Source organism: Streptomyces sp. Inha503 (assembly GCF_047215865.1).
Taxonomy (GTDB): Bacteria; Actinomycetota; Actinomycetes; order Streptomycetales; family Streptomycetaceae; genus Streptomyces; species Streptomyces lycopersici.
Window position 1 is genome coordinate 2071531 of record NZ_CP178360.1, and the last position, 20310, is coordinate 2091840.

The 20310-nt window shown below is 70.6% G+C and carries 16 protein-coding genes; 5 read left to right on the plus strand and 11 right to left on the minus strand.

Annotated elements, in window-relative coordinates:
• Window positions 1–4 precede the first annotated feature (4 nt).
• Window positions 5–778, plus strand: a complete 774-nt coding sequence (locus ACJX2R_RS08410) for an arylamine N-acetyltransferase family protein (RefSeq protein ID WP_413099499.1) — start codon at window positions 5–7, stop codon at window positions 776–778.
• Window positions 779–795: 17 nt separating this feature from the next.
• Complete coding sequence (locus ACJX2R_RS08415; RefSeq protein WP_413099500.1) at window positions 796–2412, plus strand: bifunctional 3-(3-hydroxy-phenyl)propionate/3-hydroxycinnamic acid hydroxylase; 1617 nt, start codon at window positions 796–798, stop codon at window positions 2410–2412.
• 70 nt (window positions 2413–2482) lie between these two features.
• On the opposite strand, the gene ACJX2R_RS08420 is transcribed toward ACJX2R_RS08415, so the two are convergent.
• Genes ACJX2R_RS08420 through ACJX2R_RS08445 form a run of 6 tightly spaced genes read right to left on the minus strand, consistent with a single transcriptional unit; the run spans window position 2483 to window position 8276 of the window.
• Window positions 2483–2776 (minus strand): O-linked N-acetylglucosamine transferase, encoded by a 294-nt coding sequence (locus tag ACJX2R_RS08420; RefSeq protein WP_413099501.1) that lies wholly within the window; start codon window positions 2774–2776, stop codon window positions 2483–2485.
• A 4-nt stretch (window positions 2777–2780) separates the two neighbouring features.
• Entirely contained in the window at window positions 2781–4841 is a 2061-nt protein-coding gene (locus tag ACJX2R_RS08425) for a carbamoyltransferase (RefSeq protein ID WP_413099502.1), read from the minus strand.
• Window positions 4842–4892: 51 nt separating this feature from the next.
• Window positions 4893–6011: an HAD-IIIC family phosphatase gene (locus ACJX2R_RS08430; protein ID WP_413099503.1), complete on the minus strand. Its 1119-nt coding sequence runs from the start codon at window positions 6009–6011 to the stop codon at window positions 4893–4895.
• Window positions 6008–7141, minus strand: coding sequence for an acyl-CoA dehydrogenase family protein (locus tag ACJX2R_RS08435; protein ID WP_413099504.1), 1134 nt, complete (start codon window positions 7139–7141; stop codon window positions 6008–6010). The genes ACJX2R_RS08430 and ACJX2R_RS08435 overlap by 4 nt, the downstream gene beginning before the upstream one ends.
• The gene (locus tag ACJX2R_RS08440) at window positions 7138–7413 is read right to left on the minus strand and encodes an acyl carrier protein (protein WP_262698916.1); all 276 of its coding nucleotides are present in this window, start codon (window positions 7411–7413) and stop codon (window positions 7138–7140) included. The genes ACJX2R_RS08435 and ACJX2R_RS08440 overlap by 4 nt, the downstream gene beginning before the upstream one ends.
• Entirely contained in the window at window positions 7410–8276 is an 867-nt protein-coding gene (locus ACJX2R_RS08445; RefSeq protein ID WP_413099505.1) for a 3-hydroxyacyl-CoA dehydrogenase family protein, read from the minus strand. The genes ACJX2R_RS08440 and ACJX2R_RS08445 overlap by 4 nt, the downstream gene beginning before the upstream one ends.
• 229 nt (window positions 8277–8505) lie before the next feature.
• On the opposite strand from ACJX2R_RS08445, the gene ACJX2R_RS08450 reads away from it, so the two are divergent.
• The gene (locus tag ACJX2R_RS08450) at window positions 8506–9162 is read left to right on the plus strand and encodes an O-methyltransferase (RefSeq protein ID WP_413099506.1); all 657 of its coding nucleotides are present in this window, start codon (window positions 8506–8508) and stop codon (window positions 9160–9162) included.
• 88 nt (window positions 9163–9250) lie between these two features.
• On the opposite strand, the gene ACJX2R_RS08455 is transcribed toward ACJX2R_RS08450, so the two are convergent.
• From ACJX2R_RS08455 to ACJX2R_RS08475, 5 genes are all read right to left on the minus strand, one after another.
• Window positions 9251–12052 (minus strand): AAA family ATPase, encoded by a 2802-nt coding sequence (locus ACJX2R_RS08455; protein ID WP_413099507.1) that lies wholly within the window; start codon window positions 12050–12052, stop codon window positions 9251–9253.
• Window positions 12053–12271: 219 nt separating this feature from the next.
• On the minus strand, window positions 12272–13360 hold the full coding sequence (locus ACJX2R_RS08460; protein WP_413099508.1) for a 3-dehydroquinate synthase family protein: 1089 nt from the start codon (window positions 13358–13360) through the stop codon (window positions 12272–12274).
• Between the two features lie 83 nt (window positions 13361–13443).
• Window positions 13444–13638 (minus strand): ferredoxin, encoded by a 195-nt coding sequence (locus ACJX2R_RS08465; protein WP_037961789.1) that lies wholly within the window; start codon window positions 13636–13638, stop codon window positions 13444–13446.
• Between the two features lie 119 nt (window positions 13639–13757).
• Window positions 13758–14951 carry a cytochrome P450 gene (locus tag ACJX2R_RS08470; protein WP_413099509.1) on the minus strand — a complete coding sequence of 398 codons (1194 nt, stop codon included), beginning with the start codon at window positions 14949–14951 and terminating at the stop codon, window positions 13758–13760.
• 146 nt (window positions 14952–15097) lie between these two features.
• A complete protein-coding gene (locus tag ACJX2R_RS08475) occupies window positions 15098–17941 on the minus strand; it encodes an AAA family ATPase (RefSeq protein ID WP_413099510.1) in 2844 nt (947 codons plus the stop codon).
• Between the two features lie 819 nt (window positions 17942–18760).
• Between ACJX2R_RS08475 and ACJX2R_RS08480 the strand changes: the two genes are divergently transcribed.
• Both ACJX2R_RS08480 and ACJX2R_RS08485 read left to right on the plus strand, forming a co-directional pair.
• Complete coding sequence (locus ACJX2R_RS08480; RefSeq protein WP_413099511.1) at window positions 18761–19474, plus strand: HAD family hydrolase; 714 nt, start codon at window positions 18761–18763, stop codon at window positions 19472–19474.
• A 185-nt stretch (window positions 19475–19659) separates the two neighbouring features.
• Window positions 19660–20301 carry a TetR/AcrR family transcriptional regulator gene (locus tag ACJX2R_RS08485; RefSeq protein ID WP_262698909.1) on the plus strand — a complete coding sequence of 214 codons (642 nt, stop codon included), beginning with the start codon at window positions 19660–19662 and terminating at the stop codon, window positions 20299–20301.
• Window positions 20302–20310 lie beyond the last annotated feature (9 nt).

Below are 20310 nucleotides of genomic sequence, written 5' to 3' on the forward strand. Positions count from 1 at the left end.
AGGCATGTTCGACGTGGCGAAGTATCTGCGGCGCATCGGGGTGGAGGGGACGCCCCCACCGACCCTTGACACCCTCCGTCATCTGCACAAACGGCATCTCATGGCGGTCCCGTACGACAACTCCACGGCCCCCGACCGGCTCCCGGCCTCGCGGCATCTGACGAACGTCCCGCTGGACCTGGTCTTCGAGCATGTGGTGACCGAGGGCCACGGCGGAGTGTGTTACGAGCTCAACCGGCTGTTCCACACCCTGCTGGCGGAGCTCGGCTACGACGTGCGCATGGTGGCGGCCGCGGTGCGGCAGGCGAACGGCACCTTCGGCCCGGAGCGGGAGCACACCTTCGACCTGGTCCTCCTCGATGGCCGGACCCACCTGGTGGACGTCGGCTTCCCCGGGCCGTCGTATTCGGAGCCGCTGTATCTGTCCGAGGAGGAGCAGCACCAGTACGGCTGCTCGTACCGCGTGACCGAACACGACGGCTACCGGGTGGTGGAACGGCGGCCCAAGGAGGGCGACTGGCAGCCGGTGTACCGGTTCCGGCCGGAGCTGGCCGACCCGTCCGGCTGGGACGCGGTACGGCTGGACAGCCTGGACGACTACGCACAGGACTCGGTGCTCGCCGGAACCACCTTCCGCAGCCGGGCCACGGACAACGGGAAGATCGTGCTGATCGGCAGGCGCTGCTTCACCGTCGAGGACGGGGTGGAGCGCACCAAGGTGCTGGTGAAGGCGGACGAATTCCAAGGCGTGGTCGATCTGATCCTGGCGGGCGCATGAGCGGGAAGGAGGCGGCGGTGGACACCGCGCGAGAGACGGACGGCGTCGAGACCGAAGTGCTGATCGTCGGCTATGGGCCGGTGGGCCAGCTGCTGTCGGTACTGCTGGCCCAGCGCGGCCGGCGGGTGACGGTGGTGGAGCGCTGGCCGGAGCCGTACCGGCATCCCCGGGCGGTCGGGTTCGACAGTGAGGCCGCGCGCATCCTGGCCTCGGCCGGAATCGGCGACTCGCTCGACCAGTTCACCGAACCCGCGCGGGACCACGCCTGGCAGAACACCAAGGGCGAGACGCTGATCGACCACGAGGTGGCCGGCCGGGGCCACTGCACCTGGCCGGAGGCGCTGTCGGCCTATCAGCCCGCCCTGGAGTCCGCGCTGATCGAGCACGGGGCGACGCTGCCGTCGCTGCGGATCCTGCGCGGATACGAGGCGGTGGGGCTCGCGGACGACGGCGGCCATGTGACCTTGACCGTGGTCGGCCCGGACGGGGAGAAGCGGGACCTCACCGCGCTGTGGGTGGTCGGCTGCGACGGTGCGAACAGCCTGGTGCGGACGAGTGTCGGCACCACGATGACGGACCTCGACTTCTCGTACGACTGGCTGATCTGCGATGTGCGGTTGCACGAGCACCGCGAGTTCCGGCCGAACAACCTGGAGATCTGCGATCCCGCGCGCCCCCGGACGGCGGTGTCCGCGGGCCCCGGCCACCGGCGGTACGAGTTCATGCGGGTGCCCGCGGACGACCCCGAGCACTTCGGCACCGTGGAGAGCGCCTGGGAACTGCTGCGGCTGTTCGATGTGACGCCCGGCAACGGCGTCCTGGACCGGCACGCGGTCTACACCTTCCAGGCCCGCTGGGCGGAGCGCTGGCGGGCCGGACGGATGCTGCTGGCCGGGGACTCGGCACACCTGATGCCGCCGTTCGCGGGGCAGGGCATGTGCTCAGGATTCCGCGACGCGGCCAATCTGGCCTGGAAGCTGGATCTGGTCCTGGGCGGACACGCGGCACCGGCGCTGCTGGACACGTACACCACCGAGCGGCGGGCACATGTGCGCCACGCGGTGGAGATGTCGGTGGGCCTGGGCCGGGTGGTGTGCATGGCGGACCCGGCCGCGGCGGCGGACCGTGACGCGGCGATGCTGGCCGCGCGCAAACGCAACATCGGCCCGAGCGCGGCCCGCCGCTCCGTGGTGAGGCCGCTCGTGGACGGGCTGCTGCGGCAGGACGACCAGGGCCGCCCGGCACCGTACGCCGGCCAGGCGGGCCCCCAGTGGCGAGTGCGCCGCGCGGGGACCACCGGCCTGTTCGACGACGTGGTGGGCACCGGTTTCGTCCTCCTCCACGCCGAGGACGTGGTCCCCGCGCTGGACGCGCGGCGCCTGAAGTTCCTCGACGCCATCGGCACCCGACTGGTGCGCCTGGTCCCCGCGGACACCCCCACGGCCTCCTTAAGGCCACGGGACACGCTGGACGTGGAGGGCCGGTACCTGCCCTATCTGTCGGAGATGGACGCGCTGGCGGTGCTGGTGCGCCCGGACTTCTACCTCTTCGGCATCGCGAGGGACGAGGACGAACTCCGCTCCCTCGTGGACGACTTGGCCACACGGCTGAACCCGTCCCCCGCCCCGTCGTAGGGCGCTCCCCGGCCCGGACATGACTGGTCCCTTCCCCCGGGCCGCTTGGGGGAAGGGACCACCGGAGCGTCTAGGTGACGCTCTCTCCCGTCCGTGCCCGTGCCGCGCGGCGGCGTTCGTCACCCGCCTTGACCAGGGCGTATCTGATGGCGAGGGCCGCCGCGTTGACCGCGTGCAGCGCTTCTTGGGCGCCGGTGTCCGGGTGTTCCTGGCCGGTGGCGGCGGCCGAGGTGCGCTGGGCGGCTTCCAGGCAGGCCACGCACGCCTCCACGAGGGCGTCCGGGCGGGTGCCGGAGGATCGGCCCAGTTTCGTCAGCAGCCGGGTGATCTCCCGGTGCGCTTCGCTGATCGGGTCCGCCGCCATCGGGTCAGCGCCCCCGCGTACCGTCGTCCGCCAACGGCCCGGTGTCCCCGGCCGGGACCAGGGTGAGGAACCGCTGCTCCCACAGGGCGAACACCTCGGTGGCCAGCGCCTCCGACAGCCCGCCCGCGACCGTCTTGGCCAGATCCCCGAGCGTGGCGGTGCCGTCCACCGCGCCGAGCAGTTCGTACAGCTCGGGCGAGACCTTCGCGGTCGGGCCGCCGTCGTAGTCGAGGGAGATCTCGTGGGTCTTCGCTCCGGCCGAGGCGTCCGGCCCGGCGGTCCTGCGCTCGACCAGCCGGGTCACCGGGCGGAATCGCGGCACCAGGGCGCCCAGGTCGGGCGAGGGCTTGGCGCGTATCAGGCAGTCCTCCACCACCAGGGCGTCCAGGTCGGTGGTGAGGAAGCTGGTCACCACGTCGTCGAGGCTCTGCACGATGGGTTCTGCGTTGTTGTTGAAGGAGGTGTTGAGGAGCACCGGGGTGCCGGTCAGCTCGCCGAACCGCCGCACCAGGCGGTGGAACCGCTCGCCCGACTCGGCCGATACGACCTGCACCCGGGCGGTGCCGTCCACGTGGGTGACCGCGCCGAGTTCCGTACGGCGCTCCGGCAGCACCGGCACCACGAAGGACATGAACTCGTGGTGGCCCTCCGCGCCGGAGAGGTCGAAGTAGTCGGGGGCCGCTTCGGCGGTGACCACGGGGGCGAACGGCCGGAAGCCCTCGCGCTTCTTCACCATCGCGTTGATGCGGGTGCGGTTCTCCTCGGGGCGCGCGTCCGCGACGATGCTGCGGTGGCCCAGGGCGCGGGGGCCGAACTCGGACCGGCCGTACGCCCAGCCGAGCACCTCTCCCCCGGCGAGGAGTCCGGCCGCGGTCTCCACGGCGTCGTCGGGGAACTCCACATCGATCAGGGGTGCCCAGTCGGCCAGCCGGGCCCTGATCCGCGCCCGGTCGCCGAGCGCCGGGCCGAGGCTCGCGCTGAGCAGCCGCTTCTTCGGCCGCTGGAGGGTGCCGAGGCTCGCCGCCGCGGCGTAGGCGGCACCCTCGCCCGCGCCCGCGTCATGCGAGGCGGGGTGCACGAACACCTCGTCGAACAGCCCGGATTTGAGGATCAGGCCGTTGAGGCTGGAGTTGTGGGCGACACCGCCGCCGAAGCACAGGCGCGACAGGCCGCTGGTCTTCGCCCAGTGCTGGAGGATGTGCAGCACGATCTTCTCGACCGCCTCCTGGAGCGCGGCGGCGAAGTCGCGGTGTGCTTGGGTGAACGGCTCGCCCTTGCGGCGCGGCCGGAAGCCCTCGGCGTAGAACAGCGGGCTGACGAGGTTCGGCACCATGATGTTGCCGTGCAGCTCGTACTCGCCGTTGTCGCGGAGGGTGTAGAGCTTGGCGAAGGTGTCGCGGTAGGTCTCGGGGTCGCCCCAGGGGGCCAGGCCCATCACCTTGTACTCGTCGCCGAAGCCGTAGCCGAGGAGATAGGTGGCGTTCAGATAGAGCCCGCCCAACGACTTGGGCACGGGGTAGTCGGCCAGCTTCTCCAGATGGGTGCCCTCGGCGCGGTAGACGGTGCCGGAGTGCAGCTCGCCGCGGCCGTCCAGCACCAGGACCAGGGCCTGATCCATGCCGGAATGCAGATACGAGGAGTACGCGTGTGCCTCGTGGTGCGGTACGTACACCAGCTTCTCGTCCGGCAGGTCCCAGTGCAGGCCCTCCCTCAGCCGCTCCCGGATCAGCTCCCGGGAGTAGCGCAGCGGTACCTTCGGATATTCGGTGTAGAGGTGGTTGAGGACGGTGTCGATGTGGTTCTCGGGAAAGTAGTAGCCCACCGCGTCGACGTCCTCGGGCCGCGCACCGGCCAGGGCCAGACACTCGCGGACCGCGTTGATGGGGAATTTGGTGGTCTTTTTGATCCGGTTGAGCCGCTCCTCCTCCACCGCGGCCACGAGTTCGCCGTCGCGGACCAAGGAGGCCGCCGAGTCATGGAAGAAGACCTCGCCCAGCTGCGGCACCACATCGGTGTCCGCGGCGGAGAAGTTGCCGTTGAGCCCGAGCACAAGCACAGTGATCACCCAAACCAGTCAGAGGCGAACGCGAGGATCCGGGGCGGAGGTGCCCGCCGGTCAGCGGGAGTGCGGCAGCGCCGCGTCGGCGAGCTCAGGCGCCGTCAGCCGCAGTGTCGTCGGGGCCGGCTGGAACGCGGGGGTGAGGTGGAGGCGGTCGACCCCCTCCTCGCCGGGGGCCGCGAGGGCGGTGGTGCACCCGCAGGTGGTTTCGGCGAACCCGGCGAAGCGGTAGGCGACCTCCATCATCCGGTTGCGGTCGGTGCGCCGGAAGTCGGCGGCCAGGTGCACCCCGGCCCGTGCCGCCTGGTCGGCCAGCCAGTTCAGCACGGTGGACCCGGCCCCGTAGGAGACCACGCGGCAGGAGGTGGCGAGCAGTTTGAGATGCCATACCTTCGGGTGCCGCTCCAGCAGCACGATACCGACGGCCCCGTGCGGGCCGAACCGGTCGGCCATCGTGATGACCAGCACCTCATGGGCGGGGTCGGTGAGCAGTCCGCGCAGTACGGAGTCGGAGTAGTGCACACCGGTGGCGTTCATCTGGCTGGTGCGCAGGGTCAGTTCCTCGACCCGGGACAGCTCCCGCTCGGTGGCGCGGGCGATGGCCATCCGGATGTCCAGGGTGCGCAGGAACTCCTCGTCGGGGCCGCTGAACCCGGCCCGCTCGGCGTCCCGGCGGAACCCCGACTGGTACATGGTCCGGCGCTGCCGCGAGTCCACGGTGACCACGGCGGGGCTGAATTCGGGCAGTTCGGTGAGCCCGGCCACGTCCTCGGCGGTGTAGCAGCGCACCGCGGGGAGCTGGTAGGCGACCTCGGCCCGTTCGGCGGGCTGGTCGTCCACGAAGGCCATGGCGCGGTGGGCGAAGTTCAGCCGGTCCGCGATGGCGCGCACCGCCTCCGACTTGGGCCCCCAGCCGATGTGCGGCAGGACGAAGTACTCGGCGAGGCCCAGCGCCTCCAGGCGCGCCCAGGCGTGGTCGTGGTCGTTCTTGCTGGCGACCGACTGGAGGATGCCACGTTCGTCGAGGGTGGTGATGACATCGCGCACCCACTCGAACGGCGGCACCTCGCCGTCCTCGAGCAGGGTGCCTCGCCACAGGGTGTTGTCCAGGTCCCAGACGAGACATTTGACGGCCGTCGGCGGCTCGCTCCCGCTCACGGGCTTCCCCTCCGTCATGCTTGCACCTTCCTCCGCGTGTACTGGGCCGGCTTCCGCGTGTGCTGGGCCAGGATGAGCTGGCAGATCTCGCTGGTGCCCTCGATGACTTCCATCAGCTTCGCGTCGCGGTACGCCCGGGCCACCACATGGCCGTCACGGGCCGCGGCGGACGCCAGGAGCTGTACGGCGCGGGCCGCGCCCTCGGCCGCCTCGCGCGAGGCCACGTATTTCGCGTGCACCGCGTCCACCGCCAGGTCGGGCGAGCCGGTGTCCCAGGAGGCGCTGGCGTGTTCGCAGACCGCGGTGGCGTGCCGCTCCGCGACATACAGCTCGGCGAGGTGCCGGGCCACCAACTGGTGGTCGGCGAGCACGCGACCGGACTGCTCCCGGGTGGCGGTGTGCGCGGCGGCGGCGTCCAGACACGCGCGCAGGATGCCGACGCATCCCCACGCCACGGACATCCGCCCGTAGGTGAGCGCGGCGGTGGTCGCGAGGGGCAGCGGCAGCCCGGTGCCACCGAGTACGTGATCGGCGGGCACCCGGACCGCGTCCAGGGCGATGTCCGCGTGGCCCGCGGCACGGCAGCCCAGCGGGTTCGCCACCCGTGTGATGCGGACCCCGGGGGCCCGTGCGGGTACGACCACGGCAGTGGCGCCGCCCCGGTACTTGCCGAACACCACCAGCAGGTCGGCGTAGTGGGCGGCGGTGATCCACACCTTCCGCCCGGTGACGACCACCTGTGCGCCGTCGTCGGCGATCTCGGTCTCCATCGCGGACAGGTCGCTGCCCGCCCCGGGCTCGCTGAACCCGACCGCCGCCAGGTCACCGGAGGTCAGCCGGGGCAGGAAGGTGTCCCACTGCTCCGCGCCGCCGAGCCTCCGCACGGTCCAGGCCGCCATGCCCTGCGAGGTCATCACGCTGCGCAGGGAGCTGCACCGGGCGCCGACCCGCGCGGTGAGCTCCCCGCTCGCGCGGCTGTCCAGGCCGGTGCCGCCGTGCTCGGGGCCGACCTGTGCGCACAGCACCCCTGAGGCGCCGAGTTTGACCAGCAGGTCGCGGGGCAGTTCCCCGGCCACGTCCCAGGCGTCGGCCCGGTCCCCGATCAACCCGCTGACCAGTTCCGCATGGCTGGTGGCGGTGTCGGTCACGGCTGTGCCTCGCGCAGGCGCAGGACCATCGCGGTCATCGCGTTCACCGTGCGGAAGTTGTCCAGCGCCAGGTCGGGGCCGCTGATCATCACGTCGAAGGTCGACTCCAGGTGTACGACCAGCTCCATGGCGAACATCGAGGACACGGCACCGCTGCTGAACAGATCGGTGTCCGGGTCCCAGGTCTGCTTGGTGCGCTGTTCGAGGAACCGCTGCACCTCCTGCGCCACCGTCTCGGCGGTGTGGCTGCCCGGCTTCGATGAGATGGTCACGCCAGTTCCTTCCCGTATGCGTAGAACCCTCGGCCCGACTTGCGGCCCAAGTGGCCGTCGCGGACCTTCTCCAGCAGCAGTTCGGCCGGTGCGCACCGGGAGTCCCCGGTGCGTATCCGCAGCACGCGCAGCGAGTCGGCGAGGTTGTCCAGGCCGATCAGGTCCGCGGTGCGCAGCGGCCCGGTGCGGTGGCCGAGGCACTCCCGCATGAGGTCGTCCACGGCCTCCACCGTCGCGGTGCCCTCCTGCACCACCCGGATCGCGTCGTTGATCATCGGGTGCAGCACCCGGCTGGTGACGAACCCCGGCCCGTCGCCGACGACGACCGGCTTGCGCTCCAGCGCCCGCAGCAGATCCGTCACGGCGGTCATCACCGCCTCCCCGGTGCGGGGGCCGCGGACCACCTCCACCGTGGGGATCAGATAGGGCGGGTTCATGAAGTGGGTGCCGACCAGCCGTGCCGGATCGGCGATGAAACCGGCCAGTTCGTCGATCGGGATGGAGGAGGTGTTGGAGATCAGCGGCACCTGGGCTCCGGTGAGCCCGGCGACCGCTTCGAGCACCTTGGCCTTGGTGGGGGTGTCCTCGGTGACGGCCTCGACCACGGCGGTGGCGTCCCGGCCGTCGGCCGGGGACGCGGTGACCGTCAGCTCGCCCCGTGGGCGGCCGGCCGGCAGGGCTCCCATGAGCTGGGCCATGCGGAGCCGTTCGGTGACCGCGGCCCGTGTCCGGCCGATCCTGGCCTCGTCCACCTCGACGACCGTCACCGGGATTCCGTGGCCGATGGCGAGCGAGGTGATTCCCAGTCCCATCGTTCCCGCGCCCAGCACCATCAGCCGCGGCGCTTCCGCATGTCCGCTCATTCATCGCCTCCGCAGCGCGTTGTGAACAACGTGCCGACCATGACACGCGCTTCCGCGTTCACGATATTGTCCGGGCGATCGCGCAAATCCCCTAAGAATCCCCCCTAGACCCCCCTCAGCGGAATATGCGCTCCGGCATTCCGGCAGGCGCCATTGCGCGATGCGCCGGCGGATTCCTAGCATCGGCCGCATTGGCTTTCCCTTCACCTTTGCGGGGTGCGGCAATCCGATGGCTCAGCAAGTCGATGTGACCGAAGAAATTCTCGGCTATGTACGGGAACTGTCCCTGCGCGATGACGAGATCCTGGCCGGGCTGCGAGCGGAGACCTCCGGTCTGCCGGCCGCGCAGGCCATGCAGGTGATGCCCGAGGAGGGCCAGCTCCTGGGGCTGCTGGTGCGGCTCGTCGGCGCCCGTTCGGTGCTGGAGATCGGCACCTTCACCGGATACAGCACGCTGTGCATGGCGCGGGCGCTGCCGAGCGACTCCACGCTGATCACCTGCGACATCACACCGAAGTGGCCGGGGCTCGGCCGCCCGTTCTGGGAGCGTGCCGGAGTGGCGGACCGCATCGATGTACGCATCGGTGACGCGCGGGACACCCTGGCCGGACTGCGGCGGGAGGGCCGGGAGTTCGACCTGGTCTTCATCGACGCGGACAAGACCGGATACGCCCACTACTACGAGGAGTCGCTGGCGCTGCTCAGGCGCGGCGGGCTCATCGTCCTGGACAACACCCTCTTCTTCGGCCGGGTGGTCGACCCGGCCGCGCAGGACGCCGACACCGCCGCCCTGCGCGAGGTGAACAAGCTGCTCCGGGAGGACACACGCGTCGAGATCAGCATGCTCACCGTGGGTGATGGCATCACGCTCGCGGTCAAGCGCTGACACCCTCGCGGTCAAGCGCCGACACCGCACGACCGCATAGACACGACGGCCGTGCCCCGGGGGCCTCCCGGGGCACGGCCGTCCGCCGTCACGCCAACTCCATGCGGTCGGCGTAGAGTTCGGTGGGCAGTTGCTCCCGGTGCCTGATGTCCAGCTTGCGGAACACCCGGGTCAGATGCTGCTCCACGGTGCTGGCCGTGACGTACAGCTTCCCGGCGATCTCCCGGTTGGTGTAGCCCATGGCGGCCAGCGAGGCGACACGTCGTTCGGAGTGCGTCAACCGCTCGATCCCGGTGTCCGACTTCGGCATCAGCGCCGTGGCCTGGGGCGGGTCGTCGGCCGGCAGCCACTCCTCGTACAGCGACGCCGCGTGGCACATCTTCGCCACGTGCCAGGCCCGGCGCATGGTCCGGCGGGCCTGCTTCTTCTCGCCGAGCGCGTGGTACGCCTGGCTGAGGTCCCACAGCGTACGGGCCAGCTCGTACTTGTCCTCCTGCTCGGTGAACAGCCCCACCGCCTCGTTGAGCAGCTGCGGCCGCCGCTTGGCCGAGCTGGTGGCCGACAGGAGGCGCAGCGACTGCCCGCGGGCCCGGGCGCCGTCCGTGTGCGGACGGCTAAGCTGCTGGTAGACCAGGATCCGGGCCTGGTCGTGGTTGCCCTGCGCGAGCCATGCCTCCGCCGCCCCGATCCGCCACGGCACCGGGTCGCAGCCGCTGCTCAGGCCCCAGTCGGTGAGCAGCTCACCGCACAGCAGGAAGTCCGCGAGCGCCGCCTGGTGGCGGTCGGCCGCGAGGAAGTAGTGGCCGCGGGCGTACAGGTAGTGGAGCCCGTAGGAGCTCTTGAACATGGCGTTGGGCACGCTCTGCGCGACGTGTAACCCCGCCTCCGCGTACCGGCCCATCCGTGTGCACGCCAGGATGAGGGAGCCGAGCGGCAGCCCGATCGTCACACCCCAGGAGCCGGGGGAGGCATGGGTGAGGGCCGCCCGCGCCCGCTCCGCGGCCTCGGCGAGGTCACCGCGGCGCAGGGCGATCTCCGACCTGGCCGCCGCCAGCACCGCCTGCCGCATGGGGACGTGCGGCCCCCCGCCGGTCTCGCCGAGCGCGCCCTCGCACCAGGCGGACGCCAGGTCGATCCGGCCGCCGTAGACCAGCGCGAGCAGGGCGAACAGCCCCGCCTGTTCCTGACACGCCGGGTCGTGGCCGAGCTGTAGTTCGCGCAGTACCTCCTCGGCGCGCCGTACGGTGTCGTGGGTCTGGCCGCCGGTGAGCACGTCCGCCAGCACCGTACCGGCCCTGGGCCACACCGCCGCCCGCGTGGCCGCTGAGCCACCGTGGTGCGCCGGGGCGGTCCGCCGCTCGGCCAGCCAGGGGTAGGTGCAGGTGAGCGCCGCCTCGATGGCGTGCAACTGGTCCGCGGCGGCGGGGTCGTCGCGCAACTGGGCGAGCAGCCCCTCCACGTCGGTCAGACCGCCCTTCCACAGGAGCTGCATGAGCAGGGTGACGCTGTCGGGGATGCCGAGCCGGCCGGCGCGGACGGCGCCGTAGAGCGGTGTGTGGTGGCGGGTGGCGGTGGAGGGGTTGATCTTCCATTCCGCCTCGGCGAGTTTGGCTCGCAGGGCGGCGCGCCGCTCTTCGTGCGGACACTGCTCGAAGGACTGCTCCAGCAAGTCGACGGCGATGGACGGCTCTTCGCCCACCGCCACCTGCTCGGCCACCTCCAGCAGCACCTCCGCGGGCCAGGAGTCGGGGATCCGCCCCGCCCGCACCAGATGGCGGGCGATCGTGGTGGCGGGCCTGCCCTGGTCGTGCAGCAGCCGCGCGGCCCGCTGGTGCAGGGTCCGGCGCGCCGGCGCCGGCATGTCGTTGAGCACGCCGAGCCGCGCCGTCTCGTGCCGGAACGCGCCCTCGTCCATCAGCCCGGCCCCGGTCAGCGCCGCCAGCACCTGGCTGATGGGCTCGGGTTCGTGTCCGGTCAGCCAGGCGAGGTCGGCGGCGGGTAAGGGGGCGCCCACCACGGCCAGCGCGCGCACCACGTCCAGGAAGATCGGCTCATTGCGGTGCAGACAGCTCAGGAAGGACTGCCCGTAGCCCGCCTGGCGGGGCTCGCCGTGCTCGCCGTAGTCGGAGAGCAGGGTGTGCAGCAGCAGCCGGTTGCCACCGGTGGCCGCGTAGACGTCACCGGCGCGGTGGCGCTCGGCCTCCCCAAGCTCCGCCACGACCACGTCGGCCACTTGGCCGGGGGTGAGCGGGCCCAGGCCGATGCGTCGCAGGCTCTGGGAGCGCAGCAGTTCGTAGCGGAGCGGCAGGGACGGCGCGGGCAGGCTCAGGTCGTCGGTGAACACGGCCGCGATCCGTGCCGAGTCCAGGCGCCGCACGAGCTGGAGGAGGAAGTGTGCGGAGGCCGGATCGCCGTGCCGGACATCGTCCACGGCGAGCAGCAGCGGCGTGTGCTCCGCATGGTCGATCAGGGATGTACACAGCCGATGGCACAGCCGGGCGATCTCGGCCTCGTCCGCCGGATCGCCGGTCCCGTGGAGGATGGCCGACAGCCCCGGCACCTCGGGCAGCGCGCCCGGTGACTTCCAGACCCCGCGGGCGAGTTGCGAGACGACCCCGAAGGGGAGGTCCCGCTCGTTGGGGGAACACGTCGCCGTGACGGCGAGAAGACCGGCCTCCGGGGCTCGCTCGGCGAACGACCGGAGCAGGGTCGTCTTTCCGCATGCCAGCGGTCCGTCCACGAGAAGGGCCTGCCCGGGCCGCACCGGAGAGTCACCGAATGGATGTCCGAGGTGCGCCGCGGCATTCCATATTCTGTCCGTCGGACGGTCCGTCGGACGGGAATTCCGCTCGGTATTCACCGGCACGGCATAGCTGTAGGGCATCTTCATGGTCCCCGATCGAGGTCGACGAAATACGGACTCGCGGCCCTTGGGTCAGACCAAACGTTGATCGGGAAAAGATTCCATCAGCACGCCCGTACCAGCATCAACCCCTACCGGAACCTCCGCCCCCTAACCGACCCCGAGGCATCTCGATTTATGCGCCGCGCCGTTCTGATATCCAGGGCGGGCCCCGTACGGTCAACCCCCTACCGGGACTGTGTGCCCCTAAAGCGATGGGTCCGAATACCTCGGCGTATGGCGATCCCGGGGCATCTCCGCGAGGGTGGCGCCGACCGTCTCCTCGGAGATCCCGCGCACCAGTCCGGGCCCCTCGGGGCCGTCCAGGACGAACGTCAGCCCATCGGTGGCCTTCTTGTCCAGCCGCATCAGCTCCACCAGCTCGGGGACGGCGACCTGCGGGGGCAGCCCGGTCGGCAGGCCGTAGCGGGCGACCACGTCACGGTGCTCGGCGACCCGCTCCGGGCCGATGCGCCCCAGCGCGCCGGCGAGCCGCCCCGCGAACACCGTGCCGATGGCCACGCCCTCCCCGTGCCGCAGCGCGAACCCGGTGGCACGTTCCAGCGCATGCCCCAGGGTGTGGCCGTAGTTGAGGAGGTGGCGCGGGCCCGTGTCGCGTTCGTCCGCGGCGACGACGCCCGCCTTGAGCGTCACACTGGCCGCGATCTGGTCGAGCAGCGGCAGCCGGTCGAGATCGGGCGCGCCGATGAAGTGGCAGCGGGCGATCTCGCCGAGGCCGTTGCGCCACTCCCGTTCGGGCAGGGTGTCCAGGTGGTCGAGGTCGCAGAGCACGGCCGCGGGCTGCCAGTAGGCGCCGACGAGGTTCTTGCCCTCGGGCAGATTGACCGCGGTCTTCCCGCCGACGCTCGCGTCCACCTGGGCCAGCAGCGAGGTCGGCACATGGACGACCGGTGTGCCCCGGTGGTAGAGGGCGGCGGCCAGGCCCACCGTGTCGGTCGTGGTGCCGCCGCCGCAGGACACCACCACATCCGAGCGGGTCAGCCCGAATCCGACGAACCGGCGGCACAGGTCCGTCACGGCGGCCAGATCCTTGGCGTCCTCCCCGTCGCGCGCCTGTACGACGAGCGAGGGCACACCCGGGTCGGGGGTCCGCTCGGGGGGCCGCGCGGTGACCACCACCGCCTTGCGCGCGCCCAGGGCGGCCACCACCCGCGGGAGCAGCCGCTGCACACCGTGTCCGATGTGGACGGTGTACGAGCGTTCCGCCAGACCTACGGTGACCTGCCGGGAGGCAGACGCGGAACTGGCGGCCGGACTGGAAGTCGACGTGGTCAAGACTGCCTTCCCCTCGCTTGCGCGGCCCCGGCGAGAAGCGTCTCACCGGGGCCGCGATCGGGTGTGGAGCGCTTGCTGATCCGCTAATCCTCTACCGCGATCGCGGCGGCCGGGCAGAGGAACGACGCCTCGGCGACGCTGTCGCGGAGCGCGAGCGGCGGGTTCGGATCCAGCAGGACGACGGCCCCGTCCTCCTCCCGCTGGTCGAACACCTCCGGCGCGGCCAGCGCGCAGTGTCCTGCCGCACAGCACTTCTCCTGATCCACCGAGACCTTCACCATGGTGCTCCCCTCTCCTTCTGTTGTCCGCCCGGCCTCCGGTCCGCGGTCACCGGCCTCCGGTCCGCGGTCACCGGCCATCGGTCCGCGGTCACCGGCCATCGCCCATCGGCCATCGGTCACCAGGCGACGGGCACACGGGCCACGCCGAAGTTCATCGACTCGTACAGGAACGCCAGATCCTCGAACGGGGCCTCCAGGCGCAGCGTCGGCAGCCGGCGCACCAGGGTCTCCAGGGCGATCTGGAGCTCGACCCGGGCGAGGGTCTGCCCCAGGCACTGGTGCACTCCGAAGCCGAACGCGACGTGCTCACGGGCGTTCGGCCGGCTCAGGTCCAGCTCGTGGGCGTCCGCGAAGTGGGGGTCGCGGTTGGCGCTGGGCAGGTTGATGATCACACCTTCACCGGCCGGGATGAGCACGCCGCCGACCTCGACGTCCTCGATGGCCACCCGTCCGGTGCCCTCCTGGACGATCGTGATGTACCGGAGCAGTTCGTCCACCGCGTTGGGCATCAGCCCGGGGTCCGCCCGCAGCCGGGCGAGCTGGTCGGGGTTTCGCAGCAGCAGGACGGTGGACAGGGCGATCATGTTGGCTGTGGTCTCATGCCCGGCCAGCAGCAGCACCAGGGCGGTGGCGACCACCTGCTGCTGGGTGAGCGCGCCCGTACGCTCCTGGTCGACGATGAGCCGGCTGAGGAGGTCGTCTCCCGGGGCGGCGCGCTTGGCCGCACACATCCGGGAGACGTAGTCCACCATGACCCCGAGCGCGGCGCCCATCTCCTCGGTCGACACGGTGAAGTCCATGACGCCCTGCGACGCCCGCTGGAATTCGGCGAAGTCGGCGTCCGAGACCCCCAGCATCACGGCGATCACCCGGGACGGCAGGGGGAAGGCGAAGTCGGCCACCAGGTCGGCCGGCGGCCCCTCGGCGACCAGCCGGTCCAGGAGGCCGTCCACGATGTCCTGGATCATCGGCCGCATGGCCTCGGTGCGCCGGATGGTGAAGTGCGCGGTGAGCATGCGGCGGATCCGGGCGTGCTCCGGATCGTCCATCCTCCCGAGGTTGAACACATCGGCGGGCACCTCGAACTTCACAAAGCGCGGCATCGCCTTGTGGGTGCCGTCGGCGCTGAACCTGCCGTCGCCGAGCACGGTCCGCGCCTCGTGATAGCCGGTGACGAGGAACGGGGTGCTGCCGTCCCACATCCGCACCCGTGTGACGGCGGACCGCTCGCGCAGCTCCTCGTATCCCGGTGGGGGTGAGAACGGGCATGCAGCAGCCCGAAGTTCGGGGTAGTCGCGTATCTCGTCCATGCCTGTCCGTCCCGTCAGTCGCTCCGTCGCCACCACTGCGCCGCCCTACGGATTGCCAAGTCTGGTCCGCGCGCCGACCCCCCGGTCCCCTAACCACTCCCCTATCCCCCCTTGCCTCGGCCCGGCGCCATCAGCGGGCGGCGCGCTCAGCAGGAGGACGCTCCCGTGGCACCGATGAGCAGCCACAGACGGCGTGACAGCTCCTGCCGATTTCCCACCGAGAGCTTGCGGTAGATGCGGGTCAGATGCTGCTCCACGGTGCTGACGGTGATGTACAGACTCTTGGCGATCTGTCGGTTGGTCATTCCGGACGCCGCCAGCGTGGCCACCCGCCACTCGGCCTCCGACAGCACGGGCAGCTCGCCGTTCTCGGCCGCCGGGCCGGGGGCGTCGTCCTCGGTGTGTTGAGCCTCCCCGGCATCCTTGGGCGGTTGAGGGCTCCCGACGCTCTCAACGCCGTCCACCACGAGCTCTCGCCGACTTTCGTGCTGGGCGCTCATCCCGCACTCGTCCATCAGCTTCCGCGCCTCGTGCCAGGTGGTGCGCGCCTGTTGGGTCTCCCCGGTGCTGAGGTAGTCCTGGCTGAGCTCGGCCAGCGTGCGGGCGAGTTCATAACGGTCGCCCTGCTCGCGCAGGCACTTGGCGGACTGGTAGAGGAGCAGCCTGCGCTTGTCCGGGTCCTCGGCCATGGCCAGGACGCGCAGCGCTCTGCCCCGGGTGCTCAAGGGCCGGTCCGGCGACAGCTTGAGTTCTTCCAGGGCGAGTCTCTTGGCCTCCGCCGGTTCATGGACCCGCAGATACGCCTCGGCGGCGTCGACGCGCCAGGGCGCCAGGTCACCGAAGTCCACGGGCCACTGGTCGATCAGCATCCCGCTCACCATGAAGTCGTTCAGCGCGGCGTACGGGCGGTTGGTGGCCAGGCAGTACTGCCCCCGGGCCCGGAGGTACTCCAGTCCCACCACGCTGTCGAACATTTCCTTCGGCACCCAGTAATCCAGATACCGCTGGGCCTCTTCGAGTCTGCCGATGGCGGTGTGGGCCGCCACCAGCACGGACAGCGGCAATCCGATGGCGACGCCCCAGCCGCGCGGCGGGATGGACCGCAGTGCCGTACTCGCGAGATCAATGGCCGAAGTGAAGTCCCCATGGCGGCATCGGATATACGCGCGCATGGACAGGGCGACGGCGCACGGAGTCTTCATGTTCAACTTGTCGGCCGCGGTGAAAAGCGCGCCGCACAGCCGGTCCGCCGTCTCCGATTCTCCTCTGGCGGCCAATGCCCAGACGATCCGGCAGGCGTATGCGTAAGCGAACCAGAAATGGTTGGAGGGCGACAGGAGATGCATGGTGTCGGGAGAGAAGTCCGCGACCTGCTGAGGATCCTGAAGGTGCCCGATCTCCATTCCCAGCTCGTCAAAGGAGAGCTGAAGACCGTGCTCCAGGTTGGCCGCCCACAAACCGTCGACTTCCCCGTCCGGTCCATCCTGTCCGGGAAAGTCATGGATCAGCATCGGTTTGAGGAAGGTGACCCACTGCCGGGTCACCCGGAGAGCGGCCGTACTGGACGCGGTATCGGTGTCACCACTGCCCGACGACCATTTGAAGGTTTCTTCCGCGTCGGCGTACCGGCCGAACCACAGCACCATGAAGAGCAGGAAGCACTGATACTGCTCCGGGATGTCCGCGGGGGATTCCGCCCGGATCTCGGCCAGCAGGCGGTCCAGCTCGGGTTCGGCGGTCGCCGGATTGCTGGACCATAAGGCTCCGATCAGCGCCATGAGAATGTCCATGTGCTCCCGCCGGCTGAGGTCCGCGCGGTCGGCGAGGCGCAGACTGGCGATCGCTTCCTCCGTGCGACCCTCGTCGAGATTCTTCTGGGCCGCCTGCCAGAGGACCGCCACGCCCTTCTGGTCCGGCGTTTTGCCGGCGGTGACCAGGAGTTCCGCCACCGCGATCGGATCGGCCCCCTCGGCATACAGAAGTTCGGCCGCTTTCGCGCTGAGCCGGGCCCGGTCGTCCGCCGCCAGCGTCTCCAGCGCGACGGAACGGGCGGCGGGGTGCCGGAAACGCCCGTCCTCCAGCAGGCCCGCGGAGTTGAGGAGTTCCACGGCCCGGGACGCGCGTTCCGTACCGTATTCGAGCAGACCGGCCACCCGCCATGGACTGGCGTACGGGCCGAGCACCGCGATCGCCCCGGCCACCTGGAGCAGCGTCTGATGGCGTAGCAGGCACCGGCGGTAGGACTCCTGGAACTCCGCTCCGACCGTGACGCCTCCGCCCGCCCCACTCCGAGCGGCCTTGAGGTGGTCCCGCAACAGGGCCTTGACCAGCCTCGGGTTACCTCCGCTGACGGCGTGGCAGGAGGCGCGGATCCGGTCGGCCAGGTCGGCGTCGCCGTGCCGCTCCAGCAGGCGTCCGACCCCGGATTCCGGGAGGGTGCCGATCTCGATCTTGTAGAGGTGGTGGAAGCTGTGAATGCGAGTGCACAGGTGGCGGGTCTTGCCGCTGGTCATCACGACGAGCGTGCGAGTGCCTGACGCATGCCGGGCGATATGCAGAAGGCACATCAGGGAGGGGTAGTCGGCATGCTCGGCATCATCGACCGCGAGGATCAGTGGTCTGCCGCCCGCGATGCGGTGCAGCACATCGGATATCTCCCGGACCAGACTTCTCAGCAGGCCCTGTTCGGCCTCCGCGTACCGCTCTCCGGCGGTCCTCCAGCGTGCCACGACGTCCAACGCACCGGTGGAGGTGGAGGACCGGATCAGCTGTTCCACGATATTGAACGGAATGACGGCGTCGTCCGCGAATCCGGTCGCCGTGAGACAGACCGCACCCGAAGCGGCCGCCTGTTCCTTCAGGCTCCCCAATAAGGTGGTCTTCCCGACACCGGGGCCCCCAATCACTTGCAGAAGCCCGCCATTTCCTTCTGCTGCCGTGCCGAGAACGTCGCGGAGCTCGGATTGATAATCTGTCAGTGTCATACTCATCAGTCCTCGCTGTGGGGGTTGCGTTTGAGCGATGAGTTGGCCTCCGCGGTCATCCCACCCCGCGGAAGAAGAATTCCCTGACGAGACAGATATCCGCTGCGTCAGCGGCAAATTCCCTGATGTGGATCACCTCCGGTGGGAGCCAGTGGTCTTGATGGCCATATAAGCAGAGACGCAACCGGAGCGATAGCTTCCACCGGTTGTGACCTCAGCCACGGTCACCCGCCCCGTGTGCCCCCGTGTGATCGTGCCCGACTGAGCGGGCGGCCTGTCCGCACGCCCCGGAAAGGGCGGGACACCACCGGCGCCGGCGCGCAGGAGAAAAGGAGAGTGCGGCATGCCGACGCGAATACCACTCAGCCTATGAAACCGGTTGTGGAACCGGCAATAGTCTTTGCTTTTTGCGAAGCTGGTGTTTACCAGCAGCCACCCCGGCCGGCCACCGCTCCCCGCCCGCCGCAGCGGACTCCGGACCGGCACGCACCCAACCCGTGGCCATCCCCCGGTTGCCTCAACGTCATGTCACTTACCATTACCGGCAACCTCCTCGCCCTCAGCAGATATCGCCTGCCCCGACTCGGTCGCGGAGTTGCGGGGATTCACCCCTGTATGATCACCACGACAGCGAGACCATAAACGGCCTCCACCTCATGATTCCCCTAAACCCTGCGCCTTGATTCGGCCGGGATTTATCTGACGGCAAAACGGCCGAAACGGATGCGCCGGTGGCCGAACGAGGCCGGGCCGAGGCCGGATCCACGGCATACGATGCCGGAAGTCCCGGCTCCTGGCCACATCGAAGATGAGGGAGCGTCAACTGTGACCATAAAGGGCGCCCTGTTCGACTTCTCGGGGACGCTGTTCCGCATCGAGTCCACTGAGTCCTGGCTCCGCGCCGCGCTGGAGCGGACCGGGACCGCCGTCCCGGACGAGGAGGCCGTACGGTACGCACGGGACCTGGAGGACGTCGGGGCACTTCCCGGCGGCGCCCCGCCGGTCGCGGTGCCACCGCACCTGGAGGAGGTGTGGCGCGTACGGGACCGCGACGCCGAGTTGCACCGGGCCGCCTACACCGGTCTGGCCCGCCAGGTGCCGCTCCCCCGCCCCGAGCTCTACGACGCCCTCTACGACCGCCATAGGGAGCCCGCCGCCTGGCGGCCCTACCCCGACGCCCCCGAGGTGCTGGGCGAGCTGCGCCGGCGCGGTGTGCGGATCGCGGTGGTCAGCAACATCGGCTGGGATCTGCGCCCGGTCTTCCGCGCCCACGGCCTGGACGGCCTGGTGGACGCCTATGTGCTCTCGTACGAGCACGGCGTCCAGAAGCCGGACCCACGGCTGTTCCAGGCCGCGTGCGACGCGCTGGGGCTGGACCCGGGCGACGCCGTGATGGTGGGCGACGACCGCCGGGCGGACGCGGGAGCGGCGGCCCTGGGCTGCCGGGTCCATCTGGTGGACCATCTCCCGGTGGACCGGCGCCCGGACGCGCTGCGGGCGATTCTCGGCCCGCCGCCGGACGCCACCACGGCTCCCTAGCGCCCGGAGGCCGGGCCCCGCGAGGGATTCCAAAGGCGCCCCAACGGGGCGAACCCACCGGTTCGGGCGATCCCCCCGTGTCGCCCGAACCGGCGGAGACATGCGGCCGCCCTCAGGGGAACGGCGGACAACCGCACGTCCTCTGAGTATATTGGCTGACAGCCAGCCAACGCAGGAGTTTCAGCATGGTCCCCCGAAGCCCGTCGGTCAATGAGGAGTTGCGGCGCCGATCCCAGGCCCGTCTGCTGGAGGCGGCGGTCGAGCTGATCGGCGAGCACGGTTACGAGGCGACCACCCTCGCCGATATCGCCGACCGGGCCGGGGCGGCCCGCGGTCTGGTGTCGTACTACTTCCCGGGCAAGCGGCAGCTGTTGCAGACGGCCGTGCACCGGCTGATGCACATGGAGCTGGCGCGCGGGCTGGAGCGGGAGCCGCGGCCGGAGGGCGAGGAGGCCGGGCGGGAGCTGCTGGCGCGGGCCATCGACGCGATCCTGGGCCTGGCCCGGGACCGGCCCCGGCTGATGCGGACGCATATGGCGGGGATCCTCACGGCCGAGGGCTTCATCCAGTGCCCCGAGCAGCAGCGGCTGGCCGCCCTGCTGCGGGACACCGTCGCGCGCTACGGCTCCGAGGACCCCGAGACCGACTACCGGCTGCTGCGCGCCCTGCTGATGGGCGCCGTGGTCGCGGTGCTGCTGCCGGGCGCGCCGATGGCGCCCGAGCGGCTGCGGGCGGAGCTGTTCCACCGCTACGGACTGGACTGGGAGCTGGGGCTCCCGCCGGGCGATGAGCCGCCCGGCGGGAGCCGGATGAGCGCTTTGGTCTAGGGCGCCGGC

Excerpts from the sequence above, each read along its gene's own strand:
- ACJX2R_RS08410 (WP_413099499.1), top strand. The coding sequence starts at position 5 with ATGTTCGACGTGGCGAAGTATCTGCGGCGCATCGGGGTGGAGGGGACG.
- ACJX2R_RS08420 (WP_413099501.1), bottom strand. The coding sequence starts at position 2,776 with ATGGCGGCGGACCCGATCAGCGAAGCGCACCGGGAGATCACCCGGCTG.
- ACJX2R_RS08430 (WP_413099503.1), bottom strand. The coding sequence starts at position 6,011 with ATGACGGAGGGGAAGCCCGTGAGCGGGAGCGAGCCGCCGACGGCCGTC.
- ACJX2R_RS08445 (WP_413099505.1), bottom strand. The coding sequence starts at position 8,276 with ATGAGCGGACATGCGGAAGCGCCGCGGCTGATGGTGCTGGGCGCGGGA.
- ACJX2R_RS08450 (WP_413099506.1), top strand. The coding sequence starts at position 8,506 with ATGGCTCAGCAAGTCGATGTGACCGAAGAAATTCTCGGCTATGTACGG.
- ACJX2R_RS08455 (WP_413099507.1), bottom strand. The coding sequence starts at position 12,052 with ATGAAGATGCCCTACAGCTATGCCGTGCCGGTGAATACCGAGCGGAAT.
- ACJX2R_RS08470 (WP_413099509.1), bottom strand. The coding sequence starts at position 14,951 with ATGGACGAGATACGCGACTACCCCGAACTTCGGGCTGCTGCATGCCCG.
- ACJX2R_RS08475 (WP_413099510.1), bottom strand. The coding sequence starts at position 17,941 with ATGAGTATGACACTGACAGATTATCAATCCGAGCTCCGCGACGTTCTC.
- ACJX2R_RS08485 (WP_262698909.1), top strand. The coding sequence starts at position 19,660 with ATGGTCCCCCGAAGCCCGTCGGTCAATGAGGAGTTGCGGCGCCGATCC.